The 20,983-nt window shown below is 75.1% G+C and carries 16 protein-coding genes and 1 pseudogene; 10 read left to right on the forward strand and 7 right to left on the reverse strand.

All coding sequences use genetic code 11. The annotated features are described in order from the left end of the window. Nucleotides 1-70: 70 nt before the first annotated feature. Nucleotides 71-1,213 (forward strand): annotated as a pseudogene (locus ACFVVL_RS06415) (diguanylate cyclase domain-containing protein); the annotation flags it as partial. Between the two features lie 764 nt (nt 1,214-1,977). Further along, the gene (locus tag ACFVVL_RS06420) at nt 1,978-2,391 is read left to right on the forward strand and encodes a hypothetical protein (protein WP_387671699.1); all 414 of its coding nucleotides are present in this window, start codon (nt 1,978-1,980) and stop codon (nt 2,389-2,391) included. A gap of 13 nt (nt 2,392-2,404) precedes the next feature. Here the strand turns inward: ACFVVL_RS06420 and ACFVVL_RS06425 are convergent, their stop codons facing one another. Further along, nucleotides 2,405-3,013, reverse strand: a complete 609-nt coding sequence (locus tag ACFVVL_RS06425) for a TetR/AcrR family transcriptional regulator (RefSeq protein ID WP_387671701.1) — start codon at nt 3,011-3,013, stop codon at nt 2,405-2,407. A gap of 127 nt (nt 3,014-3,140) precedes the next feature. Here ACFVVL_RS06425 and ACFVVL_RS06430 point away from each other — a divergent pair, with 127 nt between their 5' ends. Next, nucleotides 3,141-4,331, forward strand: a complete 1,191-nt coding sequence (locus tag ACFVVL_RS06430) for a macrolide family glycosyltransferase (protein WP_387671703.1) — start codon at nt 3,141-3,143, stop codon at nt 4,329-4,331. 19 nt (nt 4,332-4,350) lie between these two features. Here ACFVVL_RS06430 and fdhD read toward each other — a convergent pair whose 3' ends face one another. Then, nucleotides 4,351-5,172, reverse strand: a complete 822-nt coding sequence (gene fdhD / locus ACFVVL_RS06435) for a formate dehydrogenase accessory sulfurtransferase FdhD (RefSeq protein WP_387671705.1) — start codon at nt 5,170-5,172, stop codon at nt 4,351-4,353. 181 nt (nt 5,173-5,353) lie between these two features. On the opposite strand from fdhD, the gene hutH reads away from it, so the two are divergent. Beyond that, complete coding sequence (gene hutH, locus ACFVVL_RS06440; RefSeq protein ID WP_380290709.1) at nt 5,354-6,931, forward strand: histidine ammonia-lyase; 1,578 nt, start codon at nt 5,354-5,356, stop codon at nt 6,929-6,931. A 107-nt stretch (nt 6,932-7,038) separates the two neighbouring features. On the opposite strand, the gene ACFVVL_RS06445 is transcribed toward hutH, so the two are convergent. Beyond that, the gene (locus ACFVVL_RS06445) at nt 7,039-7,482 is read right to left on the reverse strand and encodes a hypothetical protein (RefSeq protein ID WP_380290663.1); all 444 of its coding nucleotides are present in this window, start codon (nt 7,480-7,482) and stop codon (nt 7,039-7,041) included. Nucleotides 7,483-7,701: 219 nt separating this feature from the next. On the opposite strand from ACFVVL_RS06445, the gene ACFVVL_RS06450 reads away from it, so the two are divergent. After that, the gene (locus ACFVVL_RS06450) at nt 7,702-8,571 is read left to right on the forward strand and encodes a MurR/RpiR family transcriptional regulator (RefSeq protein WP_380290661.1); all 870 of its coding nucleotides are present in this window, start codon (nt 7,702-7,704) and stop codon (nt 8,569-8,571) included. 20 nt (nt 8,572-8,591) lie between these two features. On the opposite strand, the gene ACFVVL_RS06455 is transcribed toward ACFVVL_RS06450, so the two are convergent. Beyond that, complete coding sequence (locus ACFVVL_RS06455; RefSeq protein WP_380290659.1) at nt 8,592-9,071, reverse strand: SRPBCC family protein; 480 nt, start codon at nt 9,069-9,071, stop codon at nt 8,592-8,594. A gap of 105 nt (nt 9,072-9,176) precedes the next feature. Between ACFVVL_RS06455 and ACFVVL_RS06460 the strand changes: the two genes are divergently transcribed. Continuing rightward, nucleotides 9,177-9,533 (forward strand): hypothetical protein, encoded by a 357-nt coding sequence (locus ACFVVL_RS06460; protein WP_387671708.1) that lies wholly within the window; start codon nt 9,177-9,179, stop codon nt 9,531-9,533. Nucleotides 9,534-9,603: 70 nt separating this feature from the next. Here the strand turns inward: ACFVVL_RS06460 and ACFVVL_RS06465 are convergent, their stop codons facing one another. Beyond that, nucleotides 9,604-11,511, reverse strand: coding sequence for a ricin-type beta-trefoil lectin domain protein (locus ACFVVL_RS06465; RefSeq protein WP_387671710.1), 1,908 nt, complete (start codon nt 11,509-11,511; stop codon nt 9,604-9,606). A gap of 197 nt (nt 11,512-11,708) precedes the next feature. Between ACFVVL_RS06465 and hutU the strand changes: the two genes are divergently transcribed. Genes hutU through hutI form a run of 4 tightly spaced genes read left to right on the forward strand, consistent with a single transcriptional unit; the run spans nt 11,709 to nt 17,162 of the window. Further along, nucleotides 11,709-13,382, forward strand: coding sequence for a urocanate hydratase (gene hutU, locus ACFVVL_RS06470; RefSeq protein WP_380290707.1), 1,674 nt, complete (start codon nt 11,709-11,711; stop codon nt 13,380-13,382). A gap of 17 nt (nt 13,383-13,399) precedes the next feature. Beyond that, entirely contained in the window at nt 13,400-14,584 is a 1,185-nt protein-coding gene (locus ACFVVL_RS06475; RefSeq protein ID WP_387671733.1) for an allantoate amidohydrolase, read from the forward strand. Further along, entirely contained in the window at nt 14,575-15,951 is a 1,377-nt protein-coding gene (locus ACFVVL_RS06480) for a formimidoylglutamate deiminase (protein ID WP_380290653.1), read from the forward strand. The genes ACFVVL_RS06475 and ACFVVL_RS06480 overlap by 10 nt, the downstream gene beginning before the upstream one ends. A gap of 41 nt (nt 15,952-15,992) precedes the next feature. Beyond that, the gene (gene hutI, locus ACFVVL_RS06485; protein WP_380290703.1) at nt 15,993-17,162 is read left to right on the forward strand and encodes an imidazolonepropionase; all 1,170 of its coding nucleotides are present in this window, start codon (nt 15,993-15,995) and stop codon (nt 17,160-17,162) included. Between the two features lie 52 nt (nt 17,163-17,214). On the opposite strand, the gene ACFVVL_RS06490 is transcribed toward hutI, so the two are convergent. Beyond that, complete coding sequence (locus tag ACFVVL_RS06490; RefSeq protein ID WP_380290652.1) at nt 17,215-19,308, reverse strand: prolyl oligopeptidase family serine peptidase; 2,094 nt, start codon at nt 19,306-19,308, stop codon at nt 17,215-17,217. 111 nt (nt 19,309-19,419) lie between these two features. Continuing rightward, nucleotides 19,420-20,928 (reverse strand): peptide MFS transporter, encoded by a 1,509-nt coding sequence (locus tag ACFVVL_RS06495; protein ID WP_380290650.1) that lies wholly within the window; start codon nt 20,926-20,928, stop codon nt 19,420-19,422. Between the last annotated feature and the right edge of the window lie 55 nt (nt 20,929-20,983).

Below are 20,983 nucleotides of genomic sequence, written 5' to 3' on the forward strand. Positions count from 1 at the left end.
CGGGGCGGCCCCCGAGGACGGTCCCGCCACCGACGCACGGCTGCGCGCCGTGGTCGAGCTCGCCCAGGACATGGCCGGCGCCCTCACCCCGCTGGAGGCCGTCCGGGCCGCCGCCGCCCGGGCCACCGGGGCGCTCGGTGCGACGATGGCCGCCGTCTCGGTCTGGGACCGCGAGTCCGGCCGGCTGCGGGTGCTGGTCAACCACGGCGAGCTCGCCCCCGGGGAGGAGGAGCTGCCCGAGGACGAGTCCTACCCGGTGGCCGACTTCCCGGAGATCGTCACGTACCTGGAGGAGCGCTGGACCACCGGCCGGCTGCCCCGCGCCTGGGTGCAGACCGCCGACAACAGCCAGCCGCACGCCGGGCACGCGCACCCGACCGCGGGCGCGTACTGCCAGGAGCGCGCCGCCGCGCTGCGCCGGCGCGGCCGGGCCTGCTGCGTGGTCGCGCCGATCGTGCTGCACGGGCAGGCCTGGGGCGAGCTCTACCTCGCCCGCTCCGCCGGGATGCCCGCCTTCACCGAGGCCGACGCCGACTACGCGACCCTGCTGGCCGCCCAGATCTCGGCCGGTCTCGCCCAGACCGAACGCCTCGCCGATCTGCGCAAGCTCGCCTTCTCCGACCCGCTCACCGGCCTCGCCAACCGGCGCGCGGTGGACGCCCGGCTGGAGGCCGCGCTGGCCGCGCACAACCGGGACAACACCGTCGTCTCCCTGGTGGTCTGCGACGTCAACGGCCTCAAGCGGGTCAACGACCAGCTCGGCCACGAGGTCGGCGACCGGCTGCTGGAGCGCTTCGCCCACCAGTTGTCGCTGGCCGCCGCCAAGCTCCCCGGCAGCCTCGCCGCCCGGCTCGGCGGCGACGAGTTCTGCCTGCTCGTCGAGGGACAGAAGGCGGACGAGGTGGTGGCCGTCGCCGAGGAGCTGTGCGCGCGGGCGCTGGCCCTGTCCGAGGGCGAGGGCGTGGCCTGCGGCGTCGCCTCCACCGGTGACTCGATCGGCCCCGTCACCACCGCCGACCGGCTGTTCCGGCTCGCCGACGCCGCCCAGTACCGGGCCAAGGCCGCCCGGGCCGCCCACCCGGTGGTGGCCGGGCGCAGCCACGGTCCCGGGTTCGCCCCCGACCCGACGGTCCTGCTCGCCGACGCCGCCGACCCGCAGCACCGCGGCGACGGCCGCTTCCGCCCCGGCGGCCGGGCCGGGGCCGGGGACCGGCGGCGGTTCCGCGGCGCCGCGCACAGCGCCGACCCGGGGCAGCTGCTCACGGCGGTGCTCGCCGCGCTCGACCGGCAGGGCGCGGTGCGGGCCGTGCACCCGGCCGACACCATCGGCAAGCTCGCGATCGTCGCCGAGACCTCGGCCCGGCTGCTGGACGCGGTCGGCTGGTGGATCTCCTACGTGCCGCCCGGCTCGCAGCTGATGCGCACCGCCCGGCACGCCGTCTACCGGATGACCAGCGGGCCGAGCAGCAGCCGGGCGGAGACCCAGCGGGCCCAGATCGAGGCCCCGGACGCGGTGTTCGACCTGCGCCACTACCCGATGACGCGGCGGGCGGTGCGCGGCGGTGCCTTCGCGCTGCGTGCGGGCGCGGCGGGCAACGATCCGGCGGAGGAGGCGATGCTGGTGGTCTCCGGCTACCGGGGGATGGTCGCGGCCGGCGGCCGGAACGCGGCGGGCGGCTGGCTGCTGGAGCTGTTCGCCGACGACGCCACGCTGCCGCTCGGCCAGGTGGCGGCCGCGTTGCGCGCCCTGGTCGCGGTGGCCCTGGCGGGCCCCGCCTCGCCGCCGGAGGGCTGAGCGGGCCCGGCCGCCGGGGGCCGGGAGTGTGGCGCTTCGGTGACCGGTGTGTTCCGAGCCGGTCGCGGTCCGGTCGTGGGGGTGGGCGCGGCGGGGTGCGCGGTGGGAGGGTGTCGGCGGTCGGCGGGCCGTCGGGGCGCCGCCGGATCGGATGTCGGGGGTTGATTCCTGTGCGCGCTCGGTTGACGGGTCTGGTTCTCTCGGGGGTGCTCGCGTTCGGCGGCACCGCGCTGGCCGCGGCTCCGGCGGCCTCGGCGGCCGGCGCCGCGCCGCGGACGGCGGCGGTGAGCACGGTCGGCGCGGCGGGCACGGCGGCTGCGGAGACGGCGGGCACGGCGGCTGCGGAGGCGGCGGGCGCGCAGGCGGCGGGCGCGGTGGCGGGCGGCGCGGTCCACGCGGCGCAGGCCGGCCGGCCCGGGGCGGCGGCGGACCGGCACGACACCACCCGGCTGGCCAAGGACAAGTCCAAGAAGAAGAAAAAGAAGAAGGGCATCGGCAAGTTCATCGGCCTGATCATCGGCGTCGTCGTGGTGCTGGTGGTGATCGCCGTGATCATCGCCGTGGTGCTGGTGCTGCGGCGCCGCAGCCGGTCCTGAGCCGGGGCGCGGCTCAGCCGCCGGTGGGGCCGAGCGCGCCGAGCAGGGCCGCCACCACCCGGTCCGCGTAGCCGGCGTCCAGCGGTCCGAGGCCGTGCAGCCAGCGGTAGTACAGCGGGCCGTAGAGGAGTTCGACGGCGAGGTCGAGGTCCGCGTCCGCCCGCAGCTGCCCGGCCTCCCGGGCGGCCCGCAGGCGGTCGCGGGTGACCTCCAGCAGCGGGTCGAGGAGCCGCTCGCGGTACTCGCGCAGCAGATCGGGGTCGGTGAGGACCTCGGCGGTCAGGGCGCGGCCGGTGCGGTTGAAGGCGGGGTCGGCGAGTTCGAGGGCGGTGAGCCGCAGGACGGTCCGCAGGTCCTCGCCGAGGTCGCCGGTGTCGGGGAGGGCGAGGCTGCCGGCGGCGTTCTCGTTGGCGGCGAGGAAGGCGTCGAAGACGACGGCGCCCTTCGACGGCCACCAGCGGTAGATGGTCTGCTTGCCGACGCCGGCGCGGGCGGCGATCTTCTCGATGGTGAGCTTGCCGAAGCCGATCTCGGCGACGAGCCCGGCGGCGGCGGTGAGGATCGCCGTGCGGCTCTGCTCGCTGCGGCGGCTGGGGTCGGGGGCGTTCTGCTGTCTGGCCATGGCGGCCATCCTACAAATATGGCGAGACGATCCGTATCGTCTTGACAGCGACCCCCCGGCGGAGCATGCTGAGGGAACCTCAGCGAGACGAACCGTCTCGTCTCGCATCATCGAGAGGAATCACGCGATGACCCGCCGCTCCGCCCACATCGTCATGGCCTCCATCCCGGCCCACGGCCACGTCAACCCGAGCCTCGCCCTGATCGCCGAACTCGTCGCCCGGGGCCACCGGGTCAGCTACGTCAACGACCCGTCCTTCGCCGGGACCGTCGCCGCCACGGGCGCCACGCTCGTCCCCTACCCGACGGCGCTGCCGCTCGGCGACGACCCCTCGGGGTGGCCGGAGGACCCGGTCGCCGTCCAGGACGTCTTCCTCGACGACGCCCTGGCCATGACCCCGGTGCTCCGCGAGCTCTTCGCCGAGGACCGCCCCGACCTCGTGCTCCACGACATCGGCGCCTTCGCCGCCCGGGCGGTGGCCGAGGGCCACGGCGTGCCGGTGGTCCAGCTCTCGCCCACCATGGTCGGCTGGGAGGGCATCGAGCAGGACCTCGCCGGGGTGTTCGAGGCGCTGCGCAACGGCCCCGGCGGCCCCGGGCACTACCGGCGGTTCGCCGACTGGCTGGCCGAAACCGGCGCCGCCGTCCGGGACGTCGAGCGGTTCAAGAACCGCCCCGAGCGTGCCCTTGCGCTGATCCCGCGGGCGCTGCAGCCCCACGCGGACCGGGTCGACCCCGCCCGGATCACCTTCGTCGGCCAGTGCTTCGGCGACCGCGCGCACCAGGGCCGCTGGCAGCGGCCCGAGGGCGCCGGGAAGGTGCTGCTGGTCTCGCTCGGCTCGGCCTTCACCGACCGGCCGGCCTTCTACCGGGAGTGCCTGGCGGCCTTCGGCGGCCTGCCCGGCTGGCACGTCGTGCTGCAGATCGGCCGGCACACCGACCTCGCCGCGCTGGGCGAGGTGCCGGCCAACGTCGAGGTGCACCGCTGGGTGCCGCAGTTCGACGTGCTGGCGCAGGCCGACGCCTTCGTCACCCACGCCGGCACCGGCGGCGCGAGCGAGGGCCTGTACCACGGCGTGCCGATGATCGCGGTGCCGCAGGCCGTCGACCAGTTCGCCAACGCGGACTCGCTGGTGGCGCTCGGCGTCGCCCGACGGCTGGACACCGACGACGCGACGGGCGCCGCGCTGCGTGCCGCGCTGCTGGAGCTGACCGGCGATCCGGCGGTGGCCGCCCGCCTCGCCGAGGTGCGCGCCGAGGCCCGGGCCGAGGGCGGCACGGCGCGCGCGGCGGACCTCGTCGAGGCGGAGCTGCGGTGAGCCCCGCCCGGGCGGCCGCTCAGGCGATCCGGTCGGGGCGGGTGTAGACGTTGGCGCCCTCGCCGCGCAGGAAGCCGACCAGGGTCAGGCCCAGCTCTTCGGCGAGGTCCACGGCGAGCGAGGACGGCGCCGAGACCGCGGCCAGCAGCGGGACGCCGGCCAGTGCCGCCTTCTGGGTCAGCTCGAACGAGGCCCGGCCGCTGACCAGCAGCACGTGCCCGGTCAGCGGCAGCCGGCCCTCGCGCAGCGCCCAGCCGACCACCTTGTCCACCGCGTTGTGCCGCCCGACGTCCTCGCGGGCGCAGAGCAGCTCGCCGCTGCGGCCGTCGAACAGGCCGGCGGCGTGCAGGCCGCCGGTGGAGTCGAAGGTCCGCTGGGCGGCGCGCAGCCGGTCCGGCAGCCCGTACAGCAGCGCGGGCGGGACGGTCAGCGGGTCGTCGCCGACCGGGTGGTGCACCTGGGTGCGCACCGCGTCCACGGTGTCGCGCCCGCACAGGCCGCAGGCGCTGGTGGTGAGCAGGTTGCGGTGCGCGGAGAGCGGCAGGGGCCGGGCGCCGCGCGGCGTCGCGTCGACCACGTTGTAGGTGTTGGCGCCGTTCTCGTCGGTGCCGGCGCAGTAGCGCAGCGCCGCGAGGTCCTCGCCGGTGCGGACGATCCCCTCGCCGACCAGGAACCCGGCCACCAGGTCGAAGTCCTGGCCGGGGGTGCGCATGGTGACGGTGAGCGGTTCGCCGCCGAGCCGGATCTCCAGCGGCTCCTCGGCGGCCAGCGCGTCCGGCCGGGTGGTGCGCCCGTCCCCGCGCAGCCGGAGCACCCGCCGCCGTGCCGTCGCCCGCGTCATCGCCTGGTCCGCCTCTCCGCCCGCCGCGCCCGGCCCCGCGCCGTCCGCCTCTCCCCACAGCGTGCGTCACCGGGCGGGATATTCGAAAATCCTGCTGACCGGCCGGTGCGGTGGTCGACTGTCAACCGCACCAAGATGGTTGTCATATCTTCATTCACCTGCTGAGATGATGCATATGGATATGCACAGTGCTGCGGCCCCCCACGCGCCGCTCGTCCAGGTCGGCAAGGCCGACGTCAGCGCCGAGGACGTGCTGGCCGTCGCCCGGGGGAACGCCCGGGTCGAGATCGGGCCCGACGCGCTCGCCGAGATGGCGGCCTCACGGGCCCGGATCGACGCCCTGGCCGCCGAACCGCGCCCCGTCTACGGCGTCTCCACCGGCTTCGGCGCCCTCGCCGTGCGGCACATCAGCCCCGAGCTGCGCGCCCAGCTGCAGCGCTCGCTGGTGCGCTCGCACGCCGCCGGGATGGGCCCGGTGGTCGAACGCGAGGTCGTCCGCGCGCTGATGTTCCTGCGCATGAAGACCCTCGCCAGCGGCCGCACCGGCGTGCGCCCGCTGGTCGCCGGGACGATGGCCGCGATCCTCAACGCCGGCATCACCCCGGTGGTCCGCGAGTTCGGCTCGCTCGGCTGCTCCGGCGACCTCGCGCCGCTCTCGCACTGCGCGCTCGTCCTCATGGGCGAGGGCGTGGCGACCGGCCCCGACGGCGTCGAGAAGCCCGCCGGCGAACTGCTCGCCGCCGCCGGCATCGAGCCCGTCGAACTGCTGGAGAAGGAGGGCCTCGCCCTCATCAACGGCACCGACGGCATGCTCGGCATGCTCGTCATGGCCATCGCCGACCTGCGGCGCCTGTTCACCACCGCCGACATCACCGCCGCGATGACCCTGGAGGCGCTGCTCGGCACCGACAAGGTGCTCGCGCCCGAGCTGCATGCCCCGATCCGCCCGCACCCCGGCCAGGCGCTGTCCGCCGCCAACATGCTGGCCGTGCTCCGGGGCTCCGGCCTCACCGGCCACCACCAGGACGACGCCCCGCGCGTCCAGGACGCCTACTCGGTCCGCTGCGCCCCGCAGGTGGCCGGCGCGGGCCGCGACACCCTCGCGCACGCCGAGCTGGTCGCCTCCCGCGAGCTGGCCGCCTCGGTCGACAACCCGGTGGTGCTGCCGGACGGCCGGGTCGAGTCCAACGGCAACTTCCACGGCGCCCCGGTCGCCTACGTGCTGGACTTCCTCGCCATCGCCGCCGCCGACCTCGGCTCGATCTCCGAGCGCCGCACCGACCGGCTGCTCGACAAGGCCCGCTCGCACGGCCTGCCGGCCTTCCTGGCCGACGACCCGGGCGTGGACTCCGGTCTGATGATCGCCCAGTACACCCAGGCGGCCCTGGTCAGCGAGAACAAGCGGCTCGCCGTGCCGGCCTCGGTCGACTCCATCCCCTCCTCGGCCATGCAGGAGGACCACGTCTCGATGGGCTGGTCGGCGGCCCGCAAGCTGCGCCAGGCGGTGGACAACCTCGGGCGCATCCTCGCCGTCGAACTCACCGCCGCCGCCCGGGCCCTGGAGATCCGCCGGCAGGCCGGTGCCAGTGGCGAACCGGCCCCGGCCACCGCCGCCGCGATGGCCGCCGCCCGCGCCGCCGGGGTGGGCGGCGCCGGGCGCGACCGCTTCCTGTCGCCGGACCTGGAGGCCGCCGCCGCGCTGGTCGCCTCCGGCGAGCTGGTGCGGGCGGTCGAGCAGGTCACCGGGCCGCTGGCCTGACGACCGGACGGACCGCGCGGAGCGGGTGGGACGGGTGACGAGGGATCAGCGCCCAGGGTCTGTCTCTTGGATTTTGGCGGACCCGGCAAGGATCCAAGAGGCAGACCCTAGTCCCACTCGCTCTTCGGGGCATCCGCGTGGCGCCGCTGCTCGACGCGCTCGGCCAGTGCGGCGGAGACGTTGACGCCGACGATGCCGCCCCAGCAGACCAGCAGGCCCCAGAACCCGCCGGAACCACCGGCGATGCCGGACAGCGGGATGCCCAGCGCCAGGGAGACGATCGGCAGCCGGATCGCCGAACGGCCGGAACGGTGCGGACCGTGCCCGTACCCCGACCGGCCGTAGGGCCGGCCGGCCCCGGTCGGGTGGCCGTACCCGTCGGCCGGACCGAGCCGCTCGGCGACCCGGCGCTCCACCCGGGCGTCGAGCCTGGCGTCGAGCCGGGAGAGGAAGGAGTCGACGAGCTCCGACTCGTACTCCTTGCCGAGCTCCTTGCGGGCCTGCAGCGTGGCGTCCAGATCGCGCCGCAGGTCGTCCTGACGAGTGTCCATGGACACCAGCCTGCGCCCGCCGGGCCGGGCCGGTCCACCCGTTCGCCGGGATTCAGGGCGGACTCAGGGGGATTTCAGGGTCACCCCGAGACCGGCCGCGGCCCGTGCTGGTCCGCATTCCGGGCGTCTCGCCCGGCGTTCCGTCGTACGAGACGTCTTTGCCAGCGGCCGCCCGCTGCTGCACAGTCATCCGAACAGCTCGCATCCGGAGGTACCGCCATGACCGCCACCGACGAAGCCGGCCCGGTCGGTCCCTCCGCCCGGCTGCTCCAGCTCTTCGAGGGCCACCGGCTCACCCCCACCCAGCGGCGGATCGCCCACTCGCTGGTGCGGCACGCCACCGAGGCGCCGTTCCTCTCCAGCGTCGAGGTCGCCGAACTCGCGGGCGTCAGCCAGCCCTCGGTGACCCGTTTCGCGGTGGCCCTCGGCTACGACGGCTATCCGGCGCTGCGCAAGCAGCTGCGCGAACTCGGCGCCGGCGAGGCCGCCGCCCCGGAGACGCCGGCCGACGCCGTCCGCAACGAGCACCAGCAGGCCGTGCTCGCCGAGATCGAGCACCTGCGCCACCTCGCCGAACTGCTCGCCGACCCCGAGCCCATCACCCGCGCCGCCCGGCTGCTCGCCGCCTCCCGCCCGCTGCCCGTCCTCGGCCTGCGGGCCGCCTCCGCGCAGGCGCGCGGCTTCGCGTACTTCGCCGCCAAGGTGCATCCGGACATCCGGCTCCTCGACGAGGGCGGCAGCATGCTCGCCGACCGCCTCGAACAGGCCGCCGCGGCGGGCGCGGGCGTACTGCTCTGCTTCGCGCTGCCGCGCTACCCGCGTGAGCTGATGGACGCCCTGGCGGTGGCCCGCGAGTGCGGACTGACCGTCATCACGGTGGCCGACAGCGTCTTCGCGCCGGTCGCCAAGCTCTCCGACCTGATGCTGCCGGCCGCCGTCGGCACCGGACTGGTCTTCGACACGGCCTGCGCGCCGATGATGCTCGGCCGGGTGCTGCTGCAGACCATGTGCGACGAACTCCCCGGTGCCGAGGCGCGGTTGGAGGCCATCGAGCACTCGGCGGCGTCCCGCGGGCTGTTCCTCGACTAGGAAGCGTCCCGGGCCGGCCGTCAGGCGGTGAGCGACTGCCGGATCCGCGCCAGGGTCGCCCGCATGCCGGCCCGGTTGGCCGCCGCCCGGCGCTGCGCGGGGACCCCGGTGAACACCTTGCCGAGCAGTTCGGCGAACGGCGCCCCCCGCCCGGTGCGCAGGTCCTGCCAGTACTCGGTGAGGGTGGTGCCGCCGTCCCCGTCGGGTTCGAACCGGTAGCCCCAGCGGGCGACCGGCAGCCCGAGCGCGTCCACCCGGAAGGCGAACTCGCGCCCGGGCTCGGCCGTCGTCACCCGGCACGTGGTGAACCAGACGAACGGGCCGCGGCGGTTGAAGCCGACGAACCGGTCGCCGGCCCGCAGCGGGCCCCGGCGGGCCCACACCGCCCGGCACTCCGGACTCCACTCGCCCATCCGCCGCACCTCGCTGACGGCGCGGTAGACCACCGCCGGATCCGCCGCCACGGCGACGCTCTCCTCGACACCCCACTCGCGGTCCATGCCGTTCCTCCCCTCGAACGGCGCCCCGTGCGCCGCCCCGGCGGCCGTACCCGCAGGTTGGCGATCCGCCCAGGGCGGGCACAACTCCAGTCAGGGGGTGCCGCCATGCGCGTGATCCACGAGATGAAGTTCGTCGGCCGGCTCGCCTCCGGAGCCGACGAATGGTCCTGCCCGACCTGCGGACGCCGCGTCACCCTGCGCCGTCTGCCCGATCCCGAACTCACCGTCCTCGACCCGGGCGACGAGACCGTCGTCCACGTCGGCGTGATCGAACCCGACGCCCGCGCCGCCGCGGCCGCCGACCAGTACGGCCTCGGCCCCGTCCAGGAGATCCCCCGAACGTCCCGGGCGTCCCGGCCGCCCCGCGGCTCCGGCACTCCGGCCGGCGCCGTCCCCGACGCCGCCGACCGCCGCTGGCTCGCCGAGATCGGCATCGACTGGGACGACGACGCCGCCGCGTGAGGAAGCGCACGCGGCAGGGCCCCGCCGCGGACTGCGGCGGGGCCCTGCCGGTTGCGGCCCGGACGGCGGCTCAGACGAGGGCGCCGTCGCCGGACGGGATGGCGAAGCGCTGGTTGGCGCCGCCGTTGCAGTCCCACAGGACGAACCGGTTGCCGTTGGTGGTGTCGCCCCAGGGCAGGTCCAGGCAGCGGCCGGACTGCGGGTTGAACAGCGAGCCGTCGGCCCGCGGCAGCCAGACCTGGTTGCCACCGCCGTTGCAGCTCCAGAACGTGGTCGCGGTGCCGTTGGCGGTGCCGCTCCCGTAGGCGTCGAGGCAGAGGTTGCCCCACCGGACGGTCCCGTCGGCGCGGTGGCTGCTGAGCCCCTGGCCGGCGGACTGCCAGCAGGTCTCGACCTGGGCCGGGGTGCCGTCCTGGCGGCCGCCGCCCGCGGCGGTCAGGCACTTGTACCGGTCGAGTCCGAGCGAGTACGTGCCGCTCACCCCCTCGGGGATCGCGGCGGCCCGCCGGAGCAGGGCGACGTCACTGAGCTCGCCCTTGAAGAGGCTCCTCGGCTCGCCCTGGTACCGGTACTGCCCGAGCTGGAAGGCGCCGGTGGCCCGGAAGGAGTCGCCGGGGAGGTGGTGGCCGGTGGCGATCACCTGGTTGTCGACCTGCAGCGAGAGCAGCCCGGTGCGGGCGTTGTAGGCGACCGCCAGCTGGCTCCAGGCGCCCGGGGTGTAGGCGCCCCGCCCGGGCCGGTAGACCGAGGCCTCGTCGTAGGACCAGGTCTCGTCGTCCTGCCGGCCGAGCGCGGCGTGCCAGCGCCCGTCGCCCGGGTCGGCCCAGAGCATGAAGGCGCTCGACCGGGCGCCCTCCTGGCTCACCACGACGCCGCCCTCGGCGGTGGGCCGGGCCCAGGCGGTGACGGTGAAGCTCTCGCGGGTGTCGATCAGCGGCCGGTCGGAGGAGAGCGATCCGGTGCCGTCCAGCGTGGCGACCGTCGCGGGGCCGGTGACGGTCTGCCCCCACGGGGCGGGCAGCGTGGTGTGGCTCTCCGCCCAGCCGACGCCGGGGCCGGCCGTCAGCGGGGCGGTGCCGGCGGTGTCGGGGCCGAGGTCGTCACGGCCGAGCTGCCACTGGTGCTCCGGCAGCGCGAGGTCGCCGACCACCCCCGGGCCGGGGTAGACGAAGGTCGGGATGGTCGCCTCGGCCGAGTAGTTGCCCGCCTGGTCCACGGCGCGCAGCCGCAGGGTGGCCGGGCCGGGCCTGGGGGTGGAGAGGTTCTCGCGCAGGCCGCGGCCGCCGCAGCCGGTCCTGGTCCACGGGTCCGTCTCGGCGGTGCGGTAGTCGAGGCAGGCGAAGCCGGAGACCGGGAAGCGGTCCCTGGGGTTGTTGTCGACGACCTGGTAGCTGAACTGGTTCGTGCCGAAGGCGTGCGGCACGACGTCCAGCGTCGGGCCCGCGATCCACGGGTTGGCGCGGTCCACGCGGAAGTGGCAGTCGGGGGTGGCGGCGGAGCGGTTGCCCAGGGAGTCCGTGCCGACCACGTTCCAGGCGTAGCTGTGGCCCTCCTCCAGCTTGCTGCGGTCCAGGGCGAACCCGGCCTGCGCGCCGGGGGCGAGCCCGTCCACCCGGCCGGTGAGCACCTCGGTGTACGGCGCCGCGGTGTCGCGGACGTGGAACTCGGCGCCGAGCGCGGGGGAGGAGCCGCCCAGCGTGGCGGTGAGGTCGGTGGCGCCGCCGGGCAGCCAGCCCCAGAGCCGGACGTCGTCGGTGCCGCAGCCCTCGCTGCGGACGTCGGGGTACACGGTTCCCGGCGAGATCGGACCGACGCGGGTGCCGGTGGGCGTCTCCACCGGGGCGGGTTCGGCGGCCCGGGCGAGCGGTGCCCCGGCGAGCAGGCCCGCGGCCAGGGCGAGGACGCTGCCGCGGGCGGCCGTCCGGCGGATCCGCTGGCTTCGCGGCGCTCTGGCCGGGCGCGGCGGAATCGAGGTCATGACGTTCCCCCCAAGGATCGACCGTACGGGAAGATCCCGTTGGTTCGTACACAGCATGACGGTGCGTCGTGGGGCCGTCAACCACTTTCCGGCCGATGCGGCGCGACCCCTGGCCGGGGGCTGGATGTTTGGATATATTCAGCCGGGTCGAGCCTGAATGATTTCATCCGCAAGGAGGCCGGGACATGGTGCAGCAGGTGAGCGGGCCGCGTGAGGTGCGGGCGGCGCGGGGGACGGGGCTGACGGCGCAGGGGTGGCAGCAGGAGGCGGCCCTGCGGATGCTGATGAACAACCTCGACCCCGAGGTGGCCGAGCACCCGTCGAAGCTGGTCGTCTACGGCGGCACCGGCAAGGCGGCGCGCGACTGGCGCTCCTTCGACGCCATGGTGCGCACGCTGCGGGGGCTGAAGCAGGACGAGACCATGCTGGTGCAGTCCGGCCGCCCGGTCGGCGTCATGCAGACCCACGAGTGGGCGCCGCGCGTGCTGATCGCCAACTCCAACCTGGTCGGCGACTGGGCCAACTGGGAGGAGTTCCGCAGGCTGGAGCACCTCGGGCTCACCATGTACGGGCAGATGACCGCCGGCTCCTGGATCTACATCGGCACCCAGGGCATCCTCCAGGGCACCTACGAGACCTTCGCCGCCGTCGCCAACAAGCGCTTCGGCGGCAGCCTGGAGGGCACCGTCACCCTCACCGCCGGCCTCGGCGGCATGGGCGGCGCCCAACCGCTGGCCGTCACCATGAACGGCGGCGTGGCGATCTGCGTCGACTGCGACCCGTCGCGCATCGCCCGCCGGATCGAGCACCGCTACCTGGACGTCGAGGCCAAGGACCTCTCCCACGCGCTGGAGCTCGCCGCCGCCGCCCGCGACAAGCGGCAGCCGCTCTCCATCGGCCTGCTGGGCAACGCCGCCGAGGTGTTCCCGCAGCTGCTGGCGATGGACGCGCCGATCGACATCGTGACCGACCAGACCAGCGCCCACGACCCGCTGAGCTACCTGCCGCTCGGCGTCGACTTCGACGACATGGCCGCCTACGCCGCCGAGAAGCCGGCCGAGTTCACCCAGCGCTCGCGCGAGTCGATGGCCCGGCACGTCGAGGCGATGGTCGGCTTCCAGGACCGCGGCGCCGAGGTGTTCGACTACGGCAACTCGATCCGCGGCGAGGCCCGGCTGGCCGGCTACGACCGCGCCTTCGCCTTCCCCGGCTTCGTCCCGGCCTACATCCGCCCGCTGTTCTGCGAGGGCAAGGGCCCGTTCCGCTGGGCCGCCCTGTCCGGCGACCCGAAGGACATCCACCGGACCGACAAGGCCGTGCTCGACCTCTTCCCGGAGAACGAGTCGCTGCATCGCTGGATCACCATGGCCCAGGAGAAGGTGCACTTCCAGGGCCTGCCCGCACGCATCTGCTGGCTCGGCTACGGCGAGCGCGACAAGGCCGGCGAGCGGTTCAACGACATGGTGGCGAGCGGCGAGCTGTCCGCGCCGGTCGTCATCGGCCGCGACCACCTGGACTGCGGCTCGGTCGCCTCCCCCTACCGGGAGACCGAGGCGATGCTGGACGGCTCCGACGCGATCGCCGACTGGCCGCTGCTGAACGCCATGGTCAACGTCGCCTCCGGCGCTTCCTGGGTCTCCATCCACCACGGCGGCGGCGTCGGCATCGGCCGCTCGATCCACGCCGGGCAGGTCACCGTCGCCGACGGCACCGCGCTGGCCGGCGAGAAGATCCGCCGGGTGCTCACCAACGACCCCGGCATGGGCGTCATCCGGCACGTCGACGCCGGCTACGACCGGGCCGCCGAGGTGGCGGACGAGCGCGGCGTGCGCGTCCCGATGGCCGAGCAGAGCCCGACGGGTGAGCTGTGACGTCGTCCTTCGAGGAGATGTGGGCGGAGCTGCTCCCCGTGGGCCGCTCCGCCGCGTCCGGCGGCTACCGCCGGTTCGCCTGGAACACCGCCGACGCCGAGTGCCGCGCCTGGTTCGAGCAGCAGGCCCGCGACCGCGGCCTCGGCTACGAGCTGGACCGCAACGGCAACCAGTGGGCGTGGCTGGGCGATCCGGCCGCCGGCGACGCCGTCGTCACCGGCTCGCACCTCGACTCCGTCCCCGACGGCGGCGCCTTCGACGGCCCGCTTGGGGTGGTGTCCTCCTTCGCGGCGCTCGACGAACTGCGCGCCCGCGGCGCGCGGTTCACCCGGCCGCTGGCGATCGTCAACTTCGGCGACGAGGAGGGCGCCCGGTTCGGCGTGGCCTGCATCGGCTCCCGGCTCACCACCGGGGTGCTGAGCCGGGAGGCCGCCCACGAGCTGCGCGACGCCGACGGCGTGCGGCTGCCCGACGCGATGGAGCGGGCCGGCCAGGACCCGACGGCGATCGGCGCCGACGGCGAACGGCTGGCCCGGATCGGCGCCTTCGTCGAACTCCACGTCGAGCAGGGCCGCCACCTCGCCGAGCACCAGCCGGTCGGCGTCGCCTCGGCGATCTGGCCGCACGGCCGCTGGCGGTTCGACTTCCAGGGCGAGGCCAACCACGCCGGCACCACCCGCGTGGAGGACCGCCGCGACCCGATGCTGACCTACGCCACCACCGTGCTCGCCGCCCGCAAGAAGGCGCGGCTCGCGGGCGCGCTGGCCACCTTCGGCAAGGTCGCGGTCGAGCCCAACGGCACCAACGCGATCGCCTCCCTGGTCCGCGGCTGGCTGGACTCCCGGGCGGCCGACGAGGCCACCCTCGCCGCGCTGGTCGGGGAGATCGAACGGGCCGCGGCCGAGCGCGGCGAGCGCGACGGCGTGCGGGTCGCGCTGACCCGCGAGTCGTACACCCCGGTGGTGGACTTCGACGGCCCGCTGCGCGACCGGCTGGCCGCCGTGCTGGGCGGCGCCCCCGTGCTGCCCACCGGCGCGGGACACGACGCCGGGATCCTGGCATCCGCCGTGCCGACCGCCATGCTGTTCGTACGGAACCCGAGCGGTGTCTCGCACTCCCCGGCGGAACACGCCGAGACGGCCGACTGCCTGGCCGGCGTCACCGCCCTCGCCGACGTTCTGGAGGACCTGGCGTGTCAGTAGGCCGTGCCGGAGGCGCGCACACGACCACCTTCTGGGCGCAGTACGCCTGGCTGCCGCACGTCAACGGGCCGGTGGTCGAGCAGGACGTCCTGATCAGCACCGGCCCCGGCGGCAAGATCGCCAGGGTGCAGCCGGACAGCGGGCCCTGCCCGCCCGGCGCCGTCCGGCTGGAGGGCCTGCTGCTGCCGGGCCAGGCCAACGCGCATTCGCACGCCTTCCACCGGGCGCTGCGCGGTCACGTCCAGGTCGGCTCCGGCACCTTCTGGACCTGGCGCGACACCATGTACCGGTTCGCCGGCGCGCTCGACCCGGACCGCTACCTGGCGCTCGCCACCGCCGTCTACGCGGAGATGGCGCTCGCCGGGATCACCGCCGTCGGCGAGTTCCACTACCTGCACCACGCGCCCGGCGGCGTCCGCTACGACGACCCCAACGCGATGGGCGAGGCGCTGATCGAGGCCGCCGCCCGGGCCGGCATCCGGATCACCCTGCTCGACACCTGCTACCTGTCCTCCGGCTTCGGCGCCGAGCCGACCAGGCCGCAGCTCCGGTTCGGTGACGGCGACGCCGACGCCTGGGCCGAGCGGGCCGGGGCGCTGCGCGCACGCGAACACGCCCGGATCGGCGCGGCCGTCCACTCGGTGCGCGCCGTGCCCGCCGAGCAGCTGGGCACCGTCGCCCACTGGGCGGCGGTGCGCCGGGCGCCGCTGCACGTCCACCTGTCCGAGCAGACCGCCGAGAACGACGCCTGCCTCGCCGCGCACGGCGTCACCCCGACCCGGCTGCTCGCCGACCGCGGCGTGCTCGGCCCGCGCACCTCGGCCGTGCACGCCACCCACCTCACCGAGGAGGACGTCAAGCTGCTCACCGACTCCTCCACCACCGTCTGCATGTGCCCCACCACCGAGCGGGACCTCGCCGACGGCATCGGCCCGGCCCGGCAGCTGGCCTCCGGCGGCTGCCCGGTCACCCTCGGCAGTGACAGCCACGCCGTCATCGACCCGTTCGAGGAGGCCCGGGCGCTGGAGCTGGACGAGCGGCTGCGCACCCGCACCCGCGGCCACTGGACGGCGAACGCGCTGCTGCGGGCCGGCACCGAGGACGGGCACGCCTCGCTCGGCTGGCCCGAGGCCGGGCGGATCGAGGCCGGCGCGCTGGCCGACTTCACCGTGATCGCGCTGGACTCGGTGCGCACCGCCGGCCCGCCGCCGCGGCTCGGCGCGGAGACCGCGGTGTTCGCGGCCTCGGCGGCGGACGTGCGGCACGTGGTGGTCGGCGGGCGGCAGGTCGTGCGCGACGGCGTGCACCAGCTGCTGCCGGACGTCCCGGGTGCGCTGCAGTCCTCGATCGACGCCCTGAGCTGCTGAGCCGTCGTACTCCCGAAAGGCATGACGTGACCTCCCCGAGCATTCCGAGCACACTGATCACCGGCATCGGCACGCTGGTCACCAACGACCCCTCGCACGGGACCGGGCCGCTCGGCCTGCTCACCGACGCGGCGGTGGTGATCGACGGCGACACCGTCGCCTGGGTCGGCCCGGCCGCCGGGGCGCCGGCCGCCGACGAGCGCTTCGACGCGGCGGGCCGCGCCCTGCTGCCCGGCTTCGTCGACTCGCACGCCCACCTGGTGTTCGCGGGCGACCGCACCGCCGAGTTCAACGCCCGGATGTCCGGGCAGTCCTACTCGGCGGGCGGCATCCGTACCACCGTGGCCGCCACCCGGGCCGCCGCCGACGCCGAGCTGGACGCCAACCTGGCCCGGCTGGTGCGCGAGGCGCTGCGCCAGGGCACCACCCTGGTCGAGTGCAAGTCCGGCTACGGGCTCACCGTCGAGGACGAGGCCCGGGCACTGCGGATCGCCTCCTCGTACACGCCGGAGACCACCTACCTGGGCGCGCACGTGGTGGCCCCCGAGTTCGCGGACGACCCGGCCGGCTACGTCGGGCTGGTCACCGGCCCGATGCTGGACGCCTGCGCGCCGTACGCCCGCTGGGTGGACGTGTTCTGCGAGAAGGGCGCCTTCGACGGTGACCAGGCGCGGGCGATCCTCACCGCCGGGATCGAGCGCGGGCTGACGCCCCGGGTGCACGCCAACCAGCTGACCCACGGCCCGGGCGTGCAACTGGCCGTCGAGCTGGGAGCGGCCTCGGCCGACCACTGCACCCATCTGACCGACGAGGACGTGGCCGCGCTGGCCGGCTCCTCGACGGTGGCGACGCTGCTGCCGGGCGCCGAGTTCTCCACCCGGGCGGTCTACCCGGACGCCCGCCGGCTGCTGGACGCGGGGGCGGTGGTGGCGCTGTCCACCGACTGCAACCCGGGCTCCAGCTTCACGAGTTCGATGGCATTCTGCATCGCGGTGGCGGTGCGCGAGATGGGCATGACGCCCGACGAGGCGCTCTGGGCGGCGACGGCGGGCGGCGCGCGGGCCCTTCGGCGCACGGACGTCGGCACCGTGACGGCGGGCGCCCGGGCGGACCTGCACCTGCTGGACGCGCCCTCGCACGTGCACCTGGCGTACCGGCCGGGCGTGCCGCTGACGGCGGCGGTCTGGCGGGCGGGCGTGCGCGAGGTCTGAGCGGGTGCGGCGGCGGGGCCGGGGCGGCTGCTCCCCGGCCCCGCCGCCGTGCTCAGCCGAGGTCCAGCGAGCGCCGCAGGAAGTCGAGCTGGTGGTGGAGCAGGTGCTCGGCCACCGCCTCGTCGCTCGGCGAGTGGCCGGCGGCGAGCGGCAGGAACTCGTGCGGGCGCCCGGCGGCGAGCAGCGCGGCGGACAGCCGCAGGCTGTGGGCGGGCAGCACGTTGTCGTCGGCGAGGCCCTGGATCAGCAGCAGCGGCCGCCGCAGGCCGGGGGCGTCGGGCAGCAGCGAGGCGGCGTCGTAGCGCTCGGGGTGCTCGTCCGGGTGGCCGAGGAACCGCTCCTTCCAGTGGGTGTCGTAGAGCCGGTGGTCGGTCGGGGCGGCCCCGGCGACGGCGGCGTGGAAGACGTCGGGGCGGCGCAGCACGGCGAGGGCGGCGAGGAAGCCGCCGTAGGACCAGCCGCGGATGGCGACCCTGTCGAGGTCGAGCAGCCCGGGGCGCAGCGCGGCGGTCGTGTGCAGCGCCTCGATCTGGTCCTCCAGGGCGGGGCCGGCGACATCCGCGTGGACGCTCTTGTCCCAGCGCGGGCCGCGGCCGGGGGTGCCGCGGCCGTCGACGGCGAGCACGGCGAAGCCCTGCTCGGCGAACCACCGGGAGGTGAGGTCCCACCAGTGCGGGGCGGCGGTGACCTTCTGCAGGGCGGGCCCGCCGTAGGGGTCGAGCAGGACGGGCAGCGGGCCGTCCCCCTCGCGGCGGGCGGTGGGCAGGAAGAGCGTGGCGCGCAGGTCGCGGGGCCCGAGCCGGAGCAGTTCGGGGCGGGCGGCGAGGACGGGCGTCTCGGCGTGGGAGACCAGGGTGCGGGCGGCGGGCAGGCCGTCGCGGTGCACGGTGGTGCGGCCGGTGGGCGCGCCGGGCGTGCGTGCGGTGTGGACGAGCGTGCCGCCGCGCCGCACGCCGGTGTGCACGCCGGGCTCCTCGCTCAGCCGCACGGCGCCCGTGGCCTGGTCCCACGACCACAGATGGGTCTCGGTCGGCTCGTCGGAGGCGGTGAAGAGCACCCGTTCGCCGTCGGTCCCGAGCACGGAGCGCACCTGGAGGCCGGCCGGGGTGACGGGCCTGCCGTCGACGGTGAGGTGGCGGGTGTCGCCCTCGTCGGCGGTGTCGACGAGGGCGCCGGCGGCGGTGCGGGCGGGCAGGCCGGGGACCAGTTCGACCCAGTGCTCGTCGCGGCGCTCGGCGAGGACGCGGGTGGCGCCGTCGGCGGGGTCCACGGCGAGGGTGAGCAGGGTGCGCTGGTCGCGGCTCTGGACGGCGGCGTACGGGCCGTGTGCGTCCCAGCCGGCGGCGGTGAGGTACTCGTACCCGGCCCGGTCCCAGCGGACCTCGGTGCGCCGGCCGTCGAGGCCGAGCAGCCAGAGGGTGACCTCGGCGTTGGCGGTGCCCGCCAGGGGGTAGCGGACGACGCGGGGCGGCCGGGCGGGGTCGGCCGGATCGGCCAGCCGGAGGCGGGCGACCGGGCGCTCGTCGACGCGGGCGACGAGCAGGGCGGCGCCGTCGGGGGACCACCAGTGGGCGCGGGTGCGGCCCATCTCCTCGGCGGCGACGTGCTCGGCGACGCCGTAGCCGACGTCCTCGGCCTCGGGTTCGGCGAGCGCGCGGTCCCCGCCGCCGTCGGCGCCGACGACGCGCAGGGCGCCGCCGCCGACGTAGGCGATCCACCGGCCGGCGGGGTCGGGGCGCGGGTCGTGGACCTCGGTGGCGGTGGGGACGCGGCGGACCTCGCCGGTGGCGGTGCCGGCGAGCCAGAGGTCCCCGCCGAGGGCGAAGGCGGCGAGCCGGCCGGCGGCGTCGGTGGCGTACGCGGTGATGCCCCGGGCGTGGACGCGGGCGCGTTCGCGGCGGATCCGTTCGGCCTCGGGCAGGTCCGTGTCGGGGACGTCCGCGCCGAGGGCGGCCGGGTCGGCGAGCAGCCGCTCCTCGCCGCTGCCGGTGTCGAGGACCCAGAGGCAGGTGACGGGGTCGTCGCCCGCCCGGCTGCGCAGGAAGAGCACGGTGCGCCCGTCGGCGCCGACGGTGGGCAGGGCGGGGGCGCCGAGGGTGAGGCGCCGGGTGCGGGCGAGCTGACGGGGGAGCGAGTCGGTCGGCATGGGGCACCATAGGCACGGCCCACGGCCCCGGGTCGAGGGGGGCGGAACGCGACCGGGGCCGCCGCGGATCTCAGGAATCCGCGACGGCCCCGGGGCCGGTCCGGGCGGGTGTCAGTGCACGTCGCCCATCAGCCGCACGACCTTGCGGCGGTACAGGTAGAGGGCCACGCCGGCGATGATTGCCATGCTGCCCTGGACCGCGAAGTACCAGGTGGAGCCGACCACGTCGTCGCCGAGGACCAGCTGGAAGATGGCCGCGACGCAGTCGCCCGCGGTGACGGCGAGGAACCAGACGCCCATCATCTGGCTGGCGTACTTGGTCGGGGCCAGCTTGGTGGTGACGGACAGGCCGACGGGGGAGAGGGTCAGCTCGCCGACGGTCTGGATCAGGTAGACCATGGCCAGCCAGAGCGGCGTGACCTTGGTGCCGCCGGAGGCGGCGGCCATGGCCAGCATCATGACCATGAACGAGGCGCCGATCATCAGCAGGCCGAAGGAGAACTTCGCCGTGGTGCTGGGGTTCTTGGAGCGGCGGGAGAGCGCCACCCAGATCCAGGCGAAGACCGGGGCCAGGGCCATGATGTACAGCGGGTTGAGCGACTGGAACCAGCTGGACGGGAAGTCGATGCCGAACAGCGTGGACGCGGTGTTGTCCTGGGCGAAGATGTTCAGCGTCGAGCCGGACTGGTCGTAGATCATCCAGAACACGGCGGCGGCGACGAAGAACCAGATGTAGCCGCTCATCCGGGACTGCTCGGTCTCGTCGAGCTCCTTGTCGCGCTTCACCTTGGTGAAGACGAAGACCGGGATGGCCAGACCGGCGATGGACAGCGGCCAGATCGCCCAGTTGATGGTGAAGTGGCCGGTCAGCGCGACGATCGCGTAGAAGACCACGGCGGCGGCGAGCCAGAGGCCGGCCTTCTTGAGGATGGCGCTCTTCTCGGCGGCCGGGATCGGCGAGGTGACCACGTCGCTCTTGGCGCTCAGGTGGCGGCTGCCGAGCAGGAACTGGGTGAGGCCCAGGGCCATGCCGACGCCGGCGAGGGCGAAGCCCAGGTGCCAGTCGACGTTCTGGCCGATGGTGCCGATGACCAGTGGGGCGGCGAAGGCACCGAGGTTGATGCCCATGTAGAAGATCGTGAAGCCGCCGTCCCGGCGCGGGTCGTTGGGCCCGTCGTAGAGGTGGCCGACCATCGTGGAGATGTTCGCCTTGAGCAGGCCGGAGCCGATCGCGATGAACGCGAGGCCGCCGAAGAACGACACGCCGACCGGCAGGGCCAGCAGGAAGTGGCCGATCATGATGATCGAGCCGCCGAGGGCGACGGTCTTCCGGGCGCCGAGGAAGCGGTCGGCGATCCAGCCGCCCGGGAGTGCCAGCAGGTAGACCATCGCGGTGTACACGCTGTACACCGCGGAGGCGGTGGCGAGCTTCATGCCGAGGCCGCCGTCGGTGACGGAGGCGGTCATGTAGAGCACCAGCAGGGCACGCATGCCGTAGTAGCTGAAGCGCTCCCACATCTCGCTCATGAAGAGCGTGGCGAGTCCCCGGGGGTGCCCGAGGAAGGTCTTGCCGCCGGGAGAGGCCGACTGTACGTCGGCCTCCATGGTCGTAGACGCCATGAGTAGTGGTTCCTTGCCTGACAGCGTCCGTCAAAGGGGGTGGCGACGGACGTGG

The organism is Kitasatospora sp. NPDC058115 (assembly GCF_042884635.1).
In the GTDB taxonomy this organism is placed as follows: Bacteria; Actinomycetota; Actinomycetes; order Streptomycetales; family Streptomycetaceae; genus Kitasatospora.